This window comes from Amycolatopsis sp. (assembly GCF_025464955.1).
Classification (GTDB): domain Bacteria; phylum Actinomycetota; class Actinomycetes; order Mycobacteriales; family Pseudonocardiaceae; genus Amycolatopsis.
This window is the reverse complement of sequence record NZ_JAODNM010000021.1, coordinates 18,042-32,997: the sequence shown is the minus strand read 5'-3', so window position 1 is coordinate 32,997 and position 14,956 is coordinate 18,042. Positions and strand designations below refer to the sequence as shown.

Sequence of the window (14,956 nt, the reverse complement as noted above, 5' to 3'; positions counted from 1 at the left end):
CGTCAGTCGAGGTCGCCGAGGAGCAGTTCGACGCCGGTGGTGGCGTGCCGGCGAAAGGCCTGCTCTACGGCGTCGGCGTCTCGGCTGCGCAAGGCGGCCAGGATGTCGCGGTGGCCCTGGATCCGACGCTCGCCGATCTCGGTGTGCGTGCGCATCGACACGACGGACCGGGTCCGCCGCTCGTGGCCCACGACGGACAGGCTCCCGATGATGCCGCGCAGTGTGGGATTGTCGGCCGCCTTCTCTATCTCCAGGTCGAATTCACGCGCGATGCGCAGGTAGTCGGAGTCGGTCCGGTCGTGCTCGGTGGCGAGCGTGTCGACCAAGGCGGCCATCCGGTCGAGCGCGTCGTCGGTGATCTTGCGAGTCGCGAATCGTGCCTCCATCGCCCGCAAAGCGGCGCTGGTCAACATCAGTTCACGCAAGGCATCCGGAGAGTGCTCGACGACGCGCAGCTGGCGGGCGGAGACCCGCTCGATCAGCCCCTCCTGCTCCAGGCGACGAATAGCCTCCCGGATCGGCGTCGGGCTGACGTTGAGCCGGGCGGCCAAGCCGCGCTCGGTGACACGCTCCCCCGCGTCGAACAGTCCGGTCGCGATCCCTTCGCGGATGGCCTGGTAAGCCTGCTCGGCGAGGGACTGCGCTCGCATCAGGGGAGGTAGATCCGACGTCACTGTCGTGCGACTCCTCGGGCGGGGCGATATCGACAGCCGGACACTACCATTTGGCTATGGCAAGCAGCATGAAGCGACGAGCGCCGGACTCGTGAGCGTTCCGGCCGGTTAGAACCGGACTAGCCACTCACCAGTCTTGCGGCTCACGCCTGGCCGACCCGGTGCTCATCGACGCGTTCGCGGTCAGTGTCCGGCTCGACCTCGCGGCCCTCAACAAGGTCGAAACGCTGCTGTGGGATATCCGGGGGACAGGAGCGGACAGCGAGGAGAAGATGACCGACAAGATCCGCGACCTGTACGACGAGGTCTCAGCGGTGACCAGCGGGGAAGTGACGTTCGGCATGGCACGGATGCTGTTCACGCAGAATGCGGGGCTGCGTATACCGAAGACGGTGCTGTCGCGGGCACGGTTCAACGGGCCGAGCCACGTCACACTGCGGGCATGACGGACGCTTTCCAGAACTGGAGTAGGCACTCGCTCACGGCGTTGACGAGCGAGTTTCGGTCCAGTCGACCATGAGCTTGCGCTCAGCGAAGTACCACGACCCATGCTGCTTGGCGTAGGTGTCGAGGTAGCGGATCGAGGCGATCATGAGCGTGCGCTGTCCAGCGGCCGTGGACACATGGTGGGCCAGGCAGTAGGCCTCACCGGTCGCCCGGTCTCCGTCGAGGACCGCGGTGTTCTGTCCGTTGAAGTGCGTCGTGGCGTCATAGGCGTTGAGCGCGTCGAAGACCGGGGCGAGCGATTCCCGGCCGCGCAGGTCTTGGCTGGGTTCGGCCGACTTGGGATCCATGTACACCACGAAGTGGGTGTCTTCGGCGAACAGTGCCATCTGACCGGCTGCGTCGCGCCGGTCGGCGCAGTGGGCGTAGGCGTCGACCAGCTCGCGGAGTGCGAGTCGGTCGGCCGCGTCTTGTTCGGATAGGGACGAATGCGGGCTCACGGAGCATCCTTTCGGTAGACGACCAACCCACTATTGCACAGTTGTATATTATCTTGAAGCCAGGCTGGCCGGAAGGAGCGTCACGACGTGGTCGATGCGCGAATCGTCCGCACGACACAGGCTGTCGAGCACGCTGTTGTCGAGCTTGCCGCGGAGACGCCGGTATCGCAGCTCACCGTGTCAGAACTGTGCACGAGGGCCGGGGTGACCAGGCGGACGTTCTACAACCGGTTCGACTCGCCGCAGGAGGCACTGATCCAGGCGTTGCGGCGAGATCTGGCCGAGCTCGCCGAGACCGACACTCAGCGCCGAGCGCGCGCCGGTCAACCGCCGACGGTGCTGTTGCGCATGGCCAACGCCGACATCTTCGATCATGTGTCGCGCTACCAGAACATCTATCGTCAGGCACTGGCCACGTCCGCCGATGCGGGATTGTTCGACGTTCTGGTGGACCACTTCGTCAGCTACAGCCTCGCGTTCGTCCGACGCGCCCGCTCACCGAACCTCACGGAGGAGGGAATCGAGCTGGTGGCCCAGTTCGTGGCACACGGTTTCGCCGGCGCGATCAGGACCTGGCTGCAGAATCCAGCGATAACAAGAGAAGTCCTCGAAGAGGCAGTCGCCGAAGCCGCGCCCGCATGGTGGACCTGACCCGAGTGACCGCGAGTCCCACGTCCGCGGCCGCGAGTCCCACACTCGGTGTCAGCCGAGCGGCGCGAAGAGGTCCACGTTGTTGCCGTCGGGGTCCTGGATCGTCGCGTACCGCTGACCCCAGAACGCGTCCCAGGGCTCCTTGTGCCCGCGGTATCCGGCGTCCATGAGCTCCGCGTAGGTCTGATCGACGTCTGCGGCGCTGTCACATGCGAAGGCGAGCCCAACAGCCGGCCCACCGGTCGGCACTGTCCACTCGGGATCGAAGGATCGAATGGTTTCGACCCGATCCCACGCAAACCGCAAACCGCCGGGCAGGACCGCCTCGACGTGCGGCTCGTCGTCGGACCCGGCCGGTATCTCCAACCCGAGCCGCCGGTAGAACGCCAGCGACGCGGCCATGTCCACGACGACAAGGCCGATGAGATCAAAACGAGGTGTCATGCCGCCACGTTAACGACCTCGGCGCCGGCGTGGCTTGAATGGATCGGACCTCCGGAGTCCCCAACCGGCGCCGCTCGGATTGCTAGGGTCGAAGGAGAACAACCGCGGTGACAGCAACGAAAATCGGGAGCACTGACGCCGTTTCGGCCGACTTCTCGGTCTGACCTCGGCGGTCGCGCGTTCAGCCAGTGAGCCCGAGCGAGCGCGTGAGCTCGCCCATTTCGGTGCGGTACAGCTTGGCCGGGTCGGTCACCTGCGGGCTGAGGTGTCCGTAGACCTCCAGCGCGACCAAGCCGTGCATGCGGCCCCAGATACGCAGTGAGAGCGCGGCGGCCGCCGGAATCAGGCCGACCTCGCGCGCGCGGTCGGCGAACTCGGTGTCGAAATCGGACCAGTCGTATTCGTCGAGCGCGATTGTGGTGGCCGCCTGCGGCCAGGCAGCAGCCACCAGTTCGAGCAGCGCTGCGCACAAGTTTCGCTCGGCTTCGGCGGCGGCCCCGCCCGGCGGCGGCGTGTAGTCGGGCTCCGGATCGCCGTAGAGCAGCCGGAACTCCTCAGGCCTGCTGATCGCCCACTGCCGATAGGCCGTGCCGTGCGCGCGGACCCGACCGGCTGCGTCGTCGACAGGCAGTTCGCCACGCGCGACCTTGAGTTCTTCGGCGAGCGCGGTGTACACGTCCGCGATCAACGCGCTGATGAGCACATCGCGGTTATCGTAGTAGCTGTAGATGGCACCCGCGGTCATGCCCATGTCTCTCGCGATGGCCCGCAAGGAGATGGAGGCCGTCCCGTTGGCGGCCATGTGCTTGAGCGCGACCGCCTTGATCTCGTGGGCAGTTTCCGCTCGAATCCGGGCCCGACGGCTGGTCGGTGCGTCGACTCCCATGTTTGACAGCGTACCAGTTGAACGCCGATACTAGGGTGCAGATAGTACACGCCGTGTTTTTTCTGAGCGCCGATCAAGGCAAGGAAGCACTGGTCAGCGGCATCCCTCCGGACGGCACGCGCAGTCACTATCGCAGGTAACACCACTAATGGGCTCTTGACACGGGGATCAAAGGGCTATTTGGGCCATCGTCGGCCGAATTCGACTACTGGGGAGTACCCGCCAATTCATCAGGGGGACAGACATGCTCGTCGAACGCGCCCGAGCACTGCAGGAGCTCCGAGACCTGTTCGCGGAATCCGTCGCCGGGCACAGCCGCGTCGCAGTGCTCACCGGCCCGGTCGGCAGCGGGAAAACCGCGCTGCTCCGTGCCTTCACCGAAGAGGTCGTCGCGACGGGCGCCGTGCTGTTCGACGCCGTGGGTTCCCGGTCGGAACACGAGATCCCCAACGAGATCCTCCGCCAGCTGCTTCGCAAAGCACGGCTGGCACCGCCGGTCGTCCGGCGGATCGCGCAACTGCTCGACACCTCACCCGACAACGCGGGCTTCGAGCGGATTTCCGGTTCATCACGCCGGATCGGCGACCTGCTGCTGGAGACCGCGGAGAACTCCCGGCAACCACTGGTGATCGCGGTGGACGACGCACACCACGCGGACGTCGCGTCGCTGCAGGCACTGCTGTTCCTCGTGCGGCGTTTCCAAGTCACCCCGACGTTGCTGCTGCTCACCGAGGCGACCTACCCGCACCAGTCCTATCCACACCGCTCCTATCCCCTTTTCCACGCCGAGCTTCCGCGCGCACCGGTCTGCGGGCGGATCCGGCTGCGCCCGCTGTCCGTCTCCGGGGTGGGGCACGTACTCGCGCAGGGCATGGACGTGAGCCAGGCGCGCACGCTCGCCCCGGAGGATCACGCGCTGAGCGGTGGCCTGCCGCTGCTCGTCCGCGCGCTGGCAGAGGACCACTCGACAAGCCGCCAGGCGTCCAGCGGATACGAACCCGGAGAAGCCTACGAGCGGGCGCTTTCCGACTGCCTGTACCGGTTCACTCCGTCGATGTTCGCCACCGCACGCGCCCTCGCGTTCGCCGATGTGCCCGTCGCGCCGGAGTGGCTCGGCAAGCTCGCCGGAATCCCGGCGACCACGGCTGAGCTGGCACTTGCCGCACTGGACGACACCGGGCTACTGGCGGGCGGGCGGTTCCGGGACAGCCGGACCGCCCGGCTGATCCGCGACGCCACCGACCACGAGGTACGCACTGAGCTGCACCTGCGCACGGCACGCCTGCTGCACAAGGACGGTGCGGAGGCCTCGGCCATCGCAACCCACCTGGTCGCGGCCGAGCGAGTCGACCTGACGCTGTTGCCGGTGCTGCACCAGGCGGCCGAAACCGCGATGGAGGAGGGCGGGCAAACGGCCGGACCGTACCTGCGGCTCGCCCAGCACTACGGCGCCACCGTCAGCCCTGACCTCAACGCGACCACCGAAATGCTGCTGCTGCGCGGTGAATGGCGCGTCGACCCGGCGCAGGCGAGACGGCGGCTCCCCGCATTGGCCGAAGCTGTCGGAGCCGGCCACCTCACCGGATCTGACGCCATCACACCCGTCGTCGCCCAGCTGTGGTTCGGCCAGGTCGACAACGCACTCGATGCGCTCGCCCACCTAGGGGTGTCAGCGCCGCGACCGGACGTGCCGACGCCGCTGCACGCGCTCAGTAGCCTGCTTTCCTTTCTCTATCCAGGAACCAGGAGGGAAAGTGAACCGAACCGGGTCAACCGATCAGCATCCCGGTGCAGGCCCGGTCGTCGTCAATCCTCGGCGCCTACCTTCGTACCGCGCGGGCGCTCGGCTCCGCGCTCACTCACGGTCCTGACCCCGACTCCGCAGAGCGCGCCAAGCACTTCCTCGACTCGGTCGCCCTCGGCGAACGCACCCTCGTGCCGATCCTGCTCTCACTGTTCGCGCTCGTCGCGAACGACCAGGCAGCGGTCGCGGAATCCCGGTCCGACGAGCTGATCGACCAGGCCGCCGCTGCGGGGGCACCGACCTGGCAGGCATTGCTGTGCGCGATACGCGCGGAAATCTCGTTGAGGCGGGGAAACTTCGCGGTGGCGGGGAAGTTCGCCGCCGGTGCCTTCGAACTGCTCCCGGCTGAAAGCTGGGGCGTGCTGGCGGGGTTCCCACTGGCTACCGCCATCACCGCGGCCACCTTGGCCGAAGACCGCGAAAAAGCCGGGCACTACCTACGGGTACCCGTTCCCGACGCCCTGTTCCAAACCCCCGTCGGACTGCTGTACCTGCTCGCCTGCGGCCGCTTCCAGTATGAGGCCGGGAACCACCGAGAGGCGCTGGACTGCTTCGACACCATCGGAAGGCTGACGGCGGCATGGGAGATGGACCTGCCGTCGCTGCTGCCGTGGCGCACCGCCTCGGCGCGGGTGTACCTGCGGCTGGACCAGGTCGAACGGGCAAGACTGCTGGCGACCGAGGAGATCCGCCGGTGCCCGCCGTCGGACCGGAGAACCCTCGCCTCGGCACTGCGGGCGCTCGCCGCGACACAGGACATCGACGAGCGGGCACAGTCGCTGGCACAAGCGGTGGCGATGATCGAGTTCGGCGACGACCACGCCGAACTCGCGGCCACGCTGACCGAGCTGGGCTGGGCACAGCACACGCTCGGCGAGGACAAGGTTGCCCAGCGCACCTTGCGCAAGGCCGACAGGCTGATGAAGCAGAGCGGGAGCGGGCGGGCCATCGGCATCATGTCCGATACCGAGCCCCCGGAGCCGAACTCGTCCGCGCCGGGTTCACTCGGGGAGCTGAGCCACGCCGAACGGCGGGTGGCGATGCTTGCCGCGAACGGGCATAGCAACCGCGATATCGCGAACAAGCTGTTCGTCACGGTCAGCACGGTCGAGCAGCATCTCACCCGCGCTTACCGGAAACTGAACGTGCGCCGCCGCAGCGAACTGGTTCGGGAGCTGCGACCCAGCCTTCCCCGCTCGGGCTGACCCCAGCAGTCTGCGGACCCGCCCGGCACCTGGCCGGACGGGTCCGCCGGTACTCCGTCTTCGGGACCGATTCTCCTTGCCAGGCAAGGAGAGAGCAATCACTCCGGCGAGCTGAGGGCGTGATATTGGGTGTCGGACAGGGAGAGGAGCGCGCTGGAGACGTTCTCTTCCAGGTGGGCCACCGTGGACGTGCCGGGGATAGGCACGACGACCGGGGACCGGCGCAGGAGCCAGGCGAGCGCGATCTGCGCCGGGGAGGCCGAAAGTTCGCCGGCCAGTGCGAGCAAGGGGCTGTCCTCGCGGGCGAGTTCGCCGGCGGCGATCGGGAACCACGGGATGAACGCGATTCCGGCCTGCTCCGCGTAATCGAGGACACCTTCGTACGAGCGGTCGGAGAAGTTATAGAGGTTCTGGATCGAAGCGATCTCGACGATCTCGCGGGCCTGCTCGACCTGCTCGACGGTCACCTCGGACAGCCCGATGTGCCGGATCTTTCCTTCTGCCTGAAGCAACTTCAGTTCGCCGACCTGCTCCGCCAGCGGGACGAGCGGATCGACGCGGTGCAGCTGGAACAGGTCGATGCGATCGACACCCAGGCGGCGCAGGCTCAGTTCCGCCTGCTGGCGCAGGTATTCGGGACGGCCGAGCGGACGCCAGTCGTCGGGACCGGGCCGGATCAACCCCGCCTTCGTGGCGATCACGAGGTCTTCGCGGTATGGGTGCAGCGCGGTGCGGATGACTTCCTCGGTGTCGAACGGGCCGTAGGAGTCCGCCGTGTCGATGAAGGTGACCCCGAGTTCGACGGCCCGGCGCAGTACCCGGACGGCCTCGTCGGGATCCTCGGGCGGTCCCCAGATTCCCTTGCCGCTCAGTCGCATCGAACCGTAGCCGAGCCGGTGGATCGGGAGGTCGCCGCCGAGCAGGAACGTGCCCGCCGCCGCCGCGGGACGGGTGGTCGGGGAGGTGGTGGTCATGGAGATGTGTTCCCTTCGGGAATGGTTGTCCGGGCAGGGGATGGGTATGGGTGGCCTGCGGACCGGGGGAGGGTCCGCAGGCCACCCGCAGAACCGGTCAGGAGTGGCTGGGGACCTCACTGGCCGGCACGTTTTCGGGAGTCACCGGGGCCGGCGCCGCCGGGACCCGCTTGATACCCAAGGCGAAGAACGCTCCGACGACCGTCGCCGCGCCACCGATCCAGCCCGCGAGCTGGATACCGTCGACGACGCCGGACACCTGGGTGCCCGGGGCCGCGGCGAGGCTGACCGTCGAGTTCGCGGCCGCGACCAGCCCGGCGAGGCCGATCGCGCCGCCGACCTGCTGCGAGGTCGACGCCAGTGCGGAAGCGACCCCCTGCTGCTCGGCGGCGACCCCGGTGCCCGCGGCGACGAACATCGTCACGAAGGTGACACCGCCGGCGAGGCCGAAGAACGCGATTCCGGGCAGCACCGCCCAGAAGGAGCCCCCGACGGACATGCCGGCGACCATGCCGGCGAGGCCGATGCCGGTACCGATCATCCCGACGAACAGCGTGGTGCGCACCCCCCACTTCGCGATCATCCGCGGCCCGACCTGGCCCAGCGCGTAGACGCTGATCACGGTGAGCGGCAGGAAGGCGAGCCCTGCGGTCAGCGCGCTGTAGCCGAGCACCGGCTGCAGGTAGGTGGTGAGCAGGTAGTACGCGCCGCCGAGCGCGCCCTGGTAGACGAGGATCACCAGCATCGAGGAGGTCAGGCTGCGGTTGGCGAACATTTTCAGCGGCACCAGCGGGTCCTTGGTTTTTCCCTCCACCACGAGGAAAAGACCGAGCAGGAGCAGGCCGAGCACCAACGCCCCGAGACCGCGGACCGACAGCCAGCCCGCCTCCGGCCCGCTGACCAGCCCGAAAACGACCAGCGTCGAACCGATGGTGGCGATCAACGCGCCGGGCAGGTCGAAACTGCCGCGGCCGCCCGCGCGGGGGCGGTCGGGCGCCAGCAGCTTCGGCGCGGCGATGATGGCGATCAGCGCAAGCGGGATGTTGATGAAGAAGACCCATTCCCAGCCGATGGTCGCGGTGAACAGACCGCCGAGCAGGGCTCCCGCGGACAGCCCGGCGCCGCCTGCCGAGCCCCAGACCCCGAGGGCCTTGGTCCGTGCGGGGCCCTCCGCGAAGCTGGTGTTGATCAGCGAAAGTGTTGCGGGGAAAAGGAATGCTCCGCCGACGCCCTGCAGCGCGCGGGCGGCCACGAGCAGGCCCGAGTCAGCGGCCAGCCCGCCGATGAGCGAGGCGACGGCATAGATCCCGAGCGCCATGAGGAACATCTTGCGCTGGCCGATCCGGTCGACGGCCCGGCCGCCGAGCAGCAGCAGTCCGCCGAACCCGACGGCGTAGGCACTCACGACCCACTGCAGCGACTGGGCCGAGAAGTGGAGACCCGAACCGATGTCCGGCAGTGCCACATAAACGATGTTGTAGTCGACGGCGATGATGAACTGGGTGAACGCCAACAGTGCCAGCCGGAGACCGGCGTGCTGTCGCGTCGGAGCTGAAGAGTCCACGGATGGCTCTTTCCTTGGCAGGGTTGCTCGGAGCAACGGAACGGAGATTGGGGCGCCAAGCGACCACGCCCGGTAACATTGAACAGTGTGCAGTCTTTGAACGCCGAGTGTCAATACAACGCCGTGTATTTTCTGCGCGGCCGGCGGCGCACCTGTCCAGTCAGGCGTGGCGGAGCCGCACGGGGAGTTCGCCGAGAGTGCGCAGGACGATTCCCGGGAACCGTGACGGCTCGTCGACGGCCAGGACGAAGTCGTGCTTGACCAGCTCCGTCAACGCCGCATGCGCCGTCATGCGAGCACCGCCTTGATCAGCCCGGCGATACCGGCGGCGGCTTCGAGGTGGCCGATGTTGGTCTTGACCGAACCGACCGGCAGCGGCCGGTCCCGCCCGGCCCCGCGCACCTCGCCCACCGCGTTCGCCTCGAGGGGATCGCCGATCGGTGTGCCGGTGCCGTGGAGTTCGACGAAGGTGACCTCCGCCGGGGTGACACCGGCGCGTTCGTACGCGGCGCGCAGCACACGGGCTTGGGCGGCTTGGGACGGCTGGCTGAGCTGCTCGCCACCGCCGTCGTTGTTGACCGCGCTCCCCCGGATCACCGCCAGCACCCGATCCCCGTGCGCGACGGCGTCGGACAGTCGTTTGAGGACGACGACCCCACCGCCCTCACTCCGGACGAAACCGTCCGCCCTCGCGTCGAAGGTGTAGGTGCGACCTTCCGGTATGCACCGCGGCGACGAGTTCCACCAACGGCAGCACCGGAACCGGGTTGAAGAAGTGCACACCCACGACGTGCCCGGGCCTGCCGGTCGCGCTCGCGAGCCGCGCTATGGGCAGCGACGAGGTGTTCGACGCCAGCACCGCGTCGGGGTTCTCGACGATCTTGTCCAGCGTGGCCAGCAGGTCGAGTTTGAGCGAGGCCTCCTCGCGGACCGCCTCGATGATCAGGTCGCGGTCGGCCAAGTCGTCGAGCGTGGTGGTGAAGGTGATCCGGGCGAGCGCTTCGGTGCTTTCGGACGCGGTGATCTTGCCCTTCGATCGGGCGCGGTCGAGCGAACCGGCGATCCTGTCGAATCCCCTGGCCTCGGCGTCCGGCGAGCGGACCGCCACCACAACACTCACGCGGGAGCGGGCGCAGATCTCGGCGATCCCGGCGCCCATCAGACCGCAGCCGACGACACCGATCCGGCGGAAGGCGGTCATGCCGTCACCGCCCACCGCAGCAGGCAGGAGCCGATCGACATACCGCCGCCGAAACCCGACAGCAGGACCAGGTCGCCGTCCTTGAGCAGGCCGGCGCGGTTGGCGTCGTCGAGGGCGACCGGCACCGACGCGCTGCCCATGTTGCCGTACTTCTCCACCACGCGGTGGGTCTGCGCGTTGCCAAGGCCCGCTTCGCGGACGAGGTCGGTGATCAGTACGCCGTTGGCCTGGTGCGGCACGAAATGGTCGACGCGGTCGAGCCGGGTGCCCGCGCTGGTGGCCAGCCGCGCCAACGCGGGCGGGACGTGGGTCATCACGAAGTCGCGGACGCCGCGGCCGTCCATCTTGAAGAAATGCGCGCCTTCGTCGACTGTTTCCCGCGAAGCCGGTCGCCGGCTGCCGCCCGCTTCCACTCTGATCAGGTGGTGCGCGACGCCTTGACTGGTCAGGTCCAGATCGATGATCCCGTACGGCGGCGGCACCGCGCCCACCACTGCCGCGCCCGCACCGTCGGCGAACAGTGCGGCGGTCTTCCGGTCGTCGAAATCGAGGATGCGCGAATAGAGGTCGGCCGCGACCACCAGCACCAGCGCTTCAGGATTGCGTGCAATGAGCCCCCCTGGCCATTTCCAGCGCGAAGACGAATCCGCTGCAGACCGCGTTGAGATCGAGGCAGGCGGCGTTGGTCGCGCCGATCAGTTCCTGCACCAGGGTCGAGGTAGGGGGCTGCGGAAAGTCCCCCGTTGAAGTCGAAACCAGCAGGTAGTCGAGTTGCTCGGGGTCGATACCCGCACGCTCCAGCGCTTCCATGGCGGCCTTGGCAGCCAGGTCCGAAGTGGCTTCGTCAGGCGCGGCATAACGACGGGTCCGGATCTGCGTCTTGCGCTCGATCCACTCCGAGGTCGTCCCGATCCGGAGTGCGATCTCGTCGTTCGATACTTCTTCCTTAGGCAGATAAGAACCTGTCGCGAGTATGCCGGAATGTATTTGAGGCACTGCCGAAGACCCTTCTACACGGTAGGCGCGACGCATCGATGAAAATGCGTTCGACAAGGAGTCCATCCACGATCAACGGGAGGGGGATCGCCCGACGTTGGGCAGAGAGCCAGTGGGGAAACGCTACGTCCACAGCACCCGGTAGCCAACCCCAATCCCGAACGCCGAACCCCTAATCCCCATTGTTGATCACTTCCTAGCGGACCCGGTCTTCGCCTGACCACGTGCCGCTGGCCTTGAATATCACCGGCGTACATCGCCGAGGAGCAGATGATCAATTTCGCCAGGAAATAATCGATTCCCGCACGAATGGGCAGTCTTCGGTGAAGCCGAAACATAATCCGGATTACGCCGGCGACACATCCCGGATAACACACCGGAATTCTCGAATAGTTCACGATCGTAATATCACCCTGTAAGACGCATTGCCAAAACGACCCCGGGGCAGACGACGGTCAGCGATTGCGTTAATCAACTGACCGAGTCTCGAATGCGTGCTCTAGTTGCGGGAGGACAAAGGGGGCGGCCAATTCAGTGACCCAGCTTCCCGATCCTGCCGATACCAGGCGCGCCGATCGGCTGGAAGGTGCTGAGATCGAGCCCTTGCGAGCCGTCTACGGCGCCACCACTGAGCCGGCGCCGACCGAACGTCCCTGCGCCAGCTCCGCGCTGATGTAGAGCGCGAGCACCTTTTCGTCGAAATACGAGCTGTACGACGTCCAGGTGAAGTCCCCACCCTGCTCGTACCCGCCGATGACACCGATCACTATTCCGGACCCGCGGCGGGGGTTGTATCCGATCAGGAACGGCCCGCCACTGGTACCGTCGGGAAACGGGTCGCAGTTGAATTGCAGCTGGGACGGCACCGGGGCCGCGAAACTCCGAGTGGCGCAGTGGACCGGTTCCTCGGTCGTCATCGGATGGCCGATCGCCTCGATCTGGTGATCGTAGCCGAGATCGACACCCAGCCAGTTGCCCCCGGTCACGGCCTGGACCTGCCTGCCGGTACTCGGATCCGGTGTCACGGTGAGGACAGCGAAGTCGACATTGATGTCGGCGCGCTGCTTCCAACCATCGGACACGGCAACACTCTTCCCCGGGTACACGCCGTAGGGCCGCTGACCGTCGTGGTATCCGGGTACATATTCCACAGTGGTCGCGGAGCCGGAAGTCGCGGAGTAGACGCAGTGCGCGGCCGTCAGCACCAGATTGCGGGTCAAGCTGTTCACCACACTGGCTGAGCAATAGTGATTTCCCGAGCCATCCGCGAAGAACAATGCCCCGACCGTGGGTACGCCGGTGAATTCGGTGGCGGTCGGCGTACCAGGCGGCGGTCCGCCAGCCACCGCGGCGTGACCAGAGGGCGTCGCCGCCGCCATCCTGTCCGCCGTCCAGTACCGCGCGGTCGCCGCCGAATCCAACTGGTCGACGCTCACCGCCTGCCCCTTGACCTCAACGGCCCCCGCTTGGGCGGGATAGCTACCGGCGATCGCCAGCACCACGGCAACCACGATCGCCGACCGAGAACGCAACCCCTGCATGTCCGACCCCCAGTCGCTCGCGAACGCGAGATGTAAGCCCGGCCAATCAGATCGCAGCCATCTGGCGAAGTCAATCCGTCGAAGCTTTCACCTGGCGGGCAATGTTCATATACATGAATACTGATCACATGTCTGAATCGTTATCAACCCTGCCTTGCCCGGACCGCGGAGCCATGTGACCGTGGAAACCACCTTCACTGGGAGCGCGGCGCAACGAAGCCCGCACCCGATCGGCCACGGTTCGTCGAGGAACCCTGGCCTGCCCGAAGCAATCGACTCTGAAAATCCATTGTGGACAGTAACGTCCCAGTTCCAGCCGAGCCATGGAGGCACTGTGCCCGAACGCGCGCGAATCGGATTCATCGGACTGGGGGTCATGGGCCTACCCATGGCCGCCAACCTGGTCATGAACGGCTTCGAGGTGATCGGCCACAACCGCAGCCGTTCTGCGGTCGACAAACTGGCCGCGCTGGGCGGCCGCGTCGGCCAATCCGTCGCGGACGTCACACGCAACTCCGACGTCGTCATCACGATGCTGCCGGACTCACCGGACGTGGAAGCCGTGGCTCTCGGCGAGAACGGCATCATCGACACCGCCCAGTCCGGACAGCTCTACATCGACATGAGCACCATCTCGCCGCGGACCGCGGTCGCGGTGGCGGATGCCGCCGCGACACGGGGAATCCGCGCGCTCGACGCGCCGGTGTCCGGCGGTGAGCAGGGCGCGATCGACGGCACCCTCTCGATCATGTGCGGCGGCGACGCGTCCACGGTCGAGCTGGCCCAACCGGTGTTGCGAGCACTGGGCACCACCATCGTCCACGTCGGTCCCAGCGGATCCGGGCAGATCGTCAAAGCCGCCAACCAACTCGTCGTCGCCGGCACGATCGAGCTCGTCGCGGAAGCGATCGTCCTGCTCGAAGCGTCCGGCGTCGACGCCACGGCCGGGCTCAGTGTGCTGGCGGGCGGCCTGGCCGGAAACCGCATCCTGGACCGCAAGGCCGCCAGCATGCTGGCCCGCGATTTCAGCCCGGGCTTCCGGATCGACCTGCACCACAAGGATCTTCAGATCGCCTTGGCGGTCGCCGAACAGGTGAAGGCCGTCATTCCGGTAGGTGCGCTCGTCAGCCAGCTGCTGGCTGCGGTGCGCGCGCAAGGCGACGGCGCCCTCGACCACAGCGCCCTGCTCAAACTCACCGAACGGCTGTCGGGGCGACGAAATGACTGATCTTCGACAACGCCTCGCCAACGCGGAAACCCTCTACGGAACCTTCCTCGGCCTCGGCTCCGGACTGGCGGCCGAGGCTTGCGCGCTCGCCGGGTTCGACTGGCTGCTGGTCGACCTCGAACACGGTACCGGCGGCGAAGACGCCTTGATACCGCAACAACTCGCCGCCGACGCACACCGCGTCCCACTGCTCGTCCGAGTCGAGTCCGCCGACCGCATCCGAGCCGGCCGAGTGCTGGACATGGGCGCAGCCGGCGTCATGTTCCCCCGGTTGGAAACCACCTCCCAAGCCCGGCAAGCGCTCGAGCATCTGCGCTACCCGCCGCTCGGGGACCGCGGCGTCGCCACCTACAACCGGGCCTGCGGCTTCGGGCTGCACCCTGAAGCCCTGGACACCGCAAACGACCAAATCGTCAGCGTCATCCAGATCGAGAACCGCCGAGCACTCGAACAGATCGAAGAGATCGCCCACATCCCCGGAATCGACGTCCTGTTCATCGGACCCCGAGACCTCTCACACGACCTCGGCGTCCCCGGCAACACCACCGCGCCGATCTTCCAAGCCGCCCTCGACCGCGTACTCGCCGCCGCCGACCAGACCGGCACAGCAGTAGGCATCCTCGCCCCCGACGCGACCACAGCACGTCGCTACGCCGACCGGGGCTTCCGCTTCATCGGCATCGGCTCCGACGCCACCCTGCTTACCCAGGCCGGAAAACACGCCGTCGACTTCGTGACCGAGCACCGACGCCAGGAGGTCTCCGCCCGAGCCTCCTGACGCGCAACTCGACGGCGAGTTGCGATCGTTGCGAACATCAACTACCGCAACTCGACGGCGAGTTGC

Annotated in this window: 18 protein-coding genes; 6 read left to right on the top strand and 12 right to left on the bottom strand. The window is 67.1% G+C overall.

Annotated elements, in window-relative coordinates:
* Positions 1 to 2 precede the first annotated feature (2 nt).
* On the bottom strand, positions 3 to 650 hold the full coding sequence (locus JWQ81_RS02825; protein ID WP_297537173.1) for a GntR family transcriptional regulator: 648 nt from the start codon (positions 648 to 650) through the stop codon (positions 3 to 5).
* Positions 651 to 835: 185 nt separating this feature from the next.
* Here JWQ81_RS02825 and JWQ81_RS02820 point away from each other — a divergent pair, with 185 nt between their 5' ends.
* A complete protein-coding gene (locus tag JWQ81_RS02820; protein WP_297537172.1) occupies positions 836 to 1,120 on the top strand; it encodes a hypothetical protein in 285 nt (94 codons plus the stop codon).
* Between the two features lie 33 nt (positions 1,121 to 1,153).
* Here JWQ81_RS02820 and JWQ81_RS02815 read toward each other — a convergent pair whose 3' ends face one another.
* Entirely contained in the window at positions 1,154 to 1,618 is a 465-nt protein-coding gene (locus tag JWQ81_RS02815) for a nuclear transport factor 2 family protein (RefSeq protein WP_297537171.1), read from the bottom strand.
* Between the two features lie 87 nt (positions 1,619 to 1,705).
* Between JWQ81_RS02815 and JWQ81_RS02810 the strand changes: the two genes are divergently transcribed.
* Complete coding sequence (locus tag JWQ81_RS02810; RefSeq protein WP_297537170.1) at positions 1,706 to 2,269, top strand: TetR/AcrR family transcriptional regulator; 564 nt, start codon at positions 1,706 to 1,708, stop codon at positions 2,267 to 2,269.
* A gap of 51 nt (positions 2,270 to 2,320) precedes the next feature.
* On the opposite strand, the gene JWQ81_RS02805 is transcribed toward JWQ81_RS02810, so the two are convergent.
* Positions 2,321 to 2,713: a VOC family protein gene (locus JWQ81_RS02805; RefSeq protein ID WP_297537169.1), complete on the bottom strand. Its 393-nt coding sequence runs from the start codon at positions 2,711 to 2,713 to the stop codon at positions 2,321 to 2,323.
* 181 nt (positions 2,714 to 2,894) lie between these two features.
* Positions 2,895 to 3,599, bottom strand: coding sequence for a TetR/AcrR family transcriptional regulator (locus JWQ81_RS02800; protein ID WP_297537168.1), 705 nt, complete (start codon positions 3,597 to 3,599; stop codon positions 2,895 to 2,897).
* A 244-nt stretch (positions 3,600 to 3,843) separates the two neighbouring features.
* On the opposite strand from JWQ81_RS02800, the gene JWQ81_RS02795 reads away from it, so the two are divergent.
* Complete coding sequence (locus JWQ81_RS02795; protein WP_297537167.1) at positions 3,844 to 5,613, top strand: ATP-binding protein; 1,770 nt, start codon at positions 3,844 to 3,846, stop codon at positions 5,611 to 5,613.
* On the top strand, positions 5,535 to 6,608 hold the full coding sequence (locus JWQ81_RS02790; protein ID WP_297537166.1) for a helix-turn-helix transcriptional regulator: 1,074 nt from the start codon (positions 5,535 to 5,537) through the stop codon (positions 6,606 to 6,608). The genes JWQ81_RS02795 and JWQ81_RS02790 overlap by 79 nt, the downstream gene beginning before the upstream one ends.
* A 98-nt stretch (positions 6,609 to 6,706) precedes the next feature.
* On the opposite strand, the gene JWQ81_RS02785 is transcribed toward JWQ81_RS02790, so the two are convergent.
* The 8 genes from JWQ81_RS02785 to JWQ81_RS02750 form a co-directional block, all read right to left on the bottom strand.
* Positions 6,707 to 7,582, bottom strand: a complete 876-nt coding sequence (locus JWQ81_RS02785) for an aldo/keto reductase (protein ID WP_297537165.1) — start codon at positions 7,580 to 7,582, stop codon at positions 6,707 to 6,709.
* Between the two features lie 97 nt (positions 7,583 to 7,679).
* Positions 7,680 to 9,146, bottom strand: a complete 1,467-nt coding sequence (locus tag JWQ81_RS02780) for an MFS transporter (RefSeq protein ID WP_297537164.1) — start codon at positions 9,144 to 9,146, stop codon at positions 7,680 to 7,682.
* A 160-nt stretch (positions 9,147 to 9,306) separates the two neighbouring features.
* Positions 9,307 to 9,438, bottom strand: a complete 132-nt coding sequence (locus tag JWQ81_RS02775; protein ID WP_297537163.1) for a hypothetical protein — start codon at positions 9,436 to 9,438, stop codon at positions 9,307 to 9,309.
* Positions 9,435 to 9,929, bottom strand: a complete 495-nt coding sequence (locus JWQ81_RS02770) for a polyketide synthase (RefSeq protein WP_297537162.1) — start codon at positions 9,927 to 9,929, stop codon at positions 9,435 to 9,437. Before JWQ81_RS02770 ends, JWQ81_RS02775 begins: the two co-directional genes overlap by 4 nt.
* On the bottom strand, positions 9,811 to 10,347 hold the full coding sequence (locus JWQ81_RS02765) for a 3-hydroxyacyl-CoA dehydrogenase NAD-binding domain-containing protein (RefSeq protein WP_297537161.1): 537 nt from the start codon (positions 10,345 to 10,347) through the stop codon (positions 9,811 to 9,813). Before JWQ81_RS02765 ends, JWQ81_RS02770 begins: the two co-directional genes overlap by 119 nt.
* The gene (locus tag JWQ81_RS02760; RefSeq protein WP_297537160.1) at positions 10,344 to 10,934 is read right to left on the bottom strand and encodes a 3-oxoacyl-[acyl-carrier-protein] synthase III C-terminal domain-containing protein; all 591 of its coding nucleotides are present in this window, start codon (positions 10,932 to 10,934) and stop codon (positions 10,344 to 10,346) included. Before JWQ81_RS02760 ends, JWQ81_RS02765 begins: the two co-directional genes overlap by 4 nt.
* A gap of 7 nt (positions 10,935 to 10,941) precedes the next feature.
* Positions 10,942 to 11,400: a hypothetical protein gene (locus JWQ81_RS02755; protein ID WP_297537159.1), complete on the bottom strand. Its 459-nt coding sequence runs from the start codon at positions 11,398 to 11,400 to the stop codon at positions 10,942 to 10,944.
* Between the two features lie 557 nt (positions 11,401 to 11,957).
* The gene (locus JWQ81_RS02750) at positions 11,958 to 12,884 is read right to left on the bottom strand and encodes a trypsin-like serine protease (RefSeq protein WP_297537158.1); all 927 of its coding nucleotides are present in this window, start codon (positions 12,882 to 12,884) and stop codon (positions 11,958 to 11,960) included.
* A 289-nt stretch (positions 12,885 to 13,173) separates the two neighbouring features.
* Between JWQ81_RS02750 and JWQ81_RS02745 the strand changes: the two genes are divergently transcribed.
* Both JWQ81_RS02745 and JWQ81_RS02740 read left to right on the top strand, forming a co-directional pair.
* Positions 13,174 to 14,112 (top strand): 2-hydroxy-3-oxopropionate reductase, encoded by a 939-nt coding sequence (locus JWQ81_RS02745; protein ID WP_297537157.1) that lies wholly within the window; start codon positions 13,174 to 13,176, stop codon positions 14,110 to 14,112.
* On the top strand, positions 14,105 to 14,890 hold the full coding sequence (locus JWQ81_RS02740; protein ID WP_297537156.1) for an aldolase/citrate lyase family protein: 786 nt from the start codon (positions 14,105 to 14,107) through the stop codon (positions 14,888 to 14,890). Before JWQ81_RS02745 ends, JWQ81_RS02740 begins: the two co-directional genes overlap by 8 nt.
* The last annotated feature ends 66 nt before the right edge of the window (positions 14,891 to 14,956 follow it).

What these genes read in the sequence shown, in the direction of transcription:
- JWQ81_RS02800 (WP_297537168.1), bottom strand. Translation starts at nt 3,599, where the DNA reads ATGGGAGTCGACGCACCGACCAGCCGTCGGGCCCGGATTCGAGCGGAA.
- JWQ81_RS02765 (WP_297537161.1), bottom strand. Translation starts at nt 10,347, where the DNA reads ATGACCGCCTTCCGCCGGATCGGTGTCGTCGGCTGCGGTCTGATGGGC.
- JWQ81_RS02795 (WP_297537167.1), top strand. Translation starts at nt 3,844, where the DNA reads ATGCTCGTCGAACGCGCCCGAGCACTGCAGGAGCTCCGAGACCTGTTC.
- JWQ81_RS02775 (WP_297537163.1), bottom strand. Translation starts at nt 9,438, where the DNA reads ATGACGGCGCATGCGGCGTTGACGGAGCTGGTCAAGCACGACTTCGTC.
- JWQ81_RS02805 (WP_297537169.1), bottom strand. Translation starts at nt 2,713, where the DNA reads ATGACACCTCGTTTTGATCTCATCGGCCTTGTCGTCGTGGACATGGCC.
- JWQ81_RS02825 (WP_297537173.1), bottom strand. Translation starts at nt 650, where the DNA reads ATGCGAGCGCAGTCCCTCGCCGAGCAGGCTTACCAGGCCATCCGCGAA.
- JWQ81_RS02740 (WP_297537156.1), top strand. Translation starts at nt 14,105, where the DNA reads ATGACTGATCTTCGACAACGCCTCGCCAACGCGGAAACCCTCTACGGA.
- JWQ81_RS02750 (WP_297537158.1), bottom strand. Translation starts at nt 12,884, where the DNA reads ATGCAGGGGTTGCGTTCTCGGTCGGCGATCGTGGTTGCCGTGGTGCTG.
- JWQ81_RS02785 (WP_297537165.1), bottom strand. Translation starts at nt 7,582, where the DNA reads ATGACCACCACCTCCCCGACCACCCGTCCCGCGGCGGCGGCGGGCACG.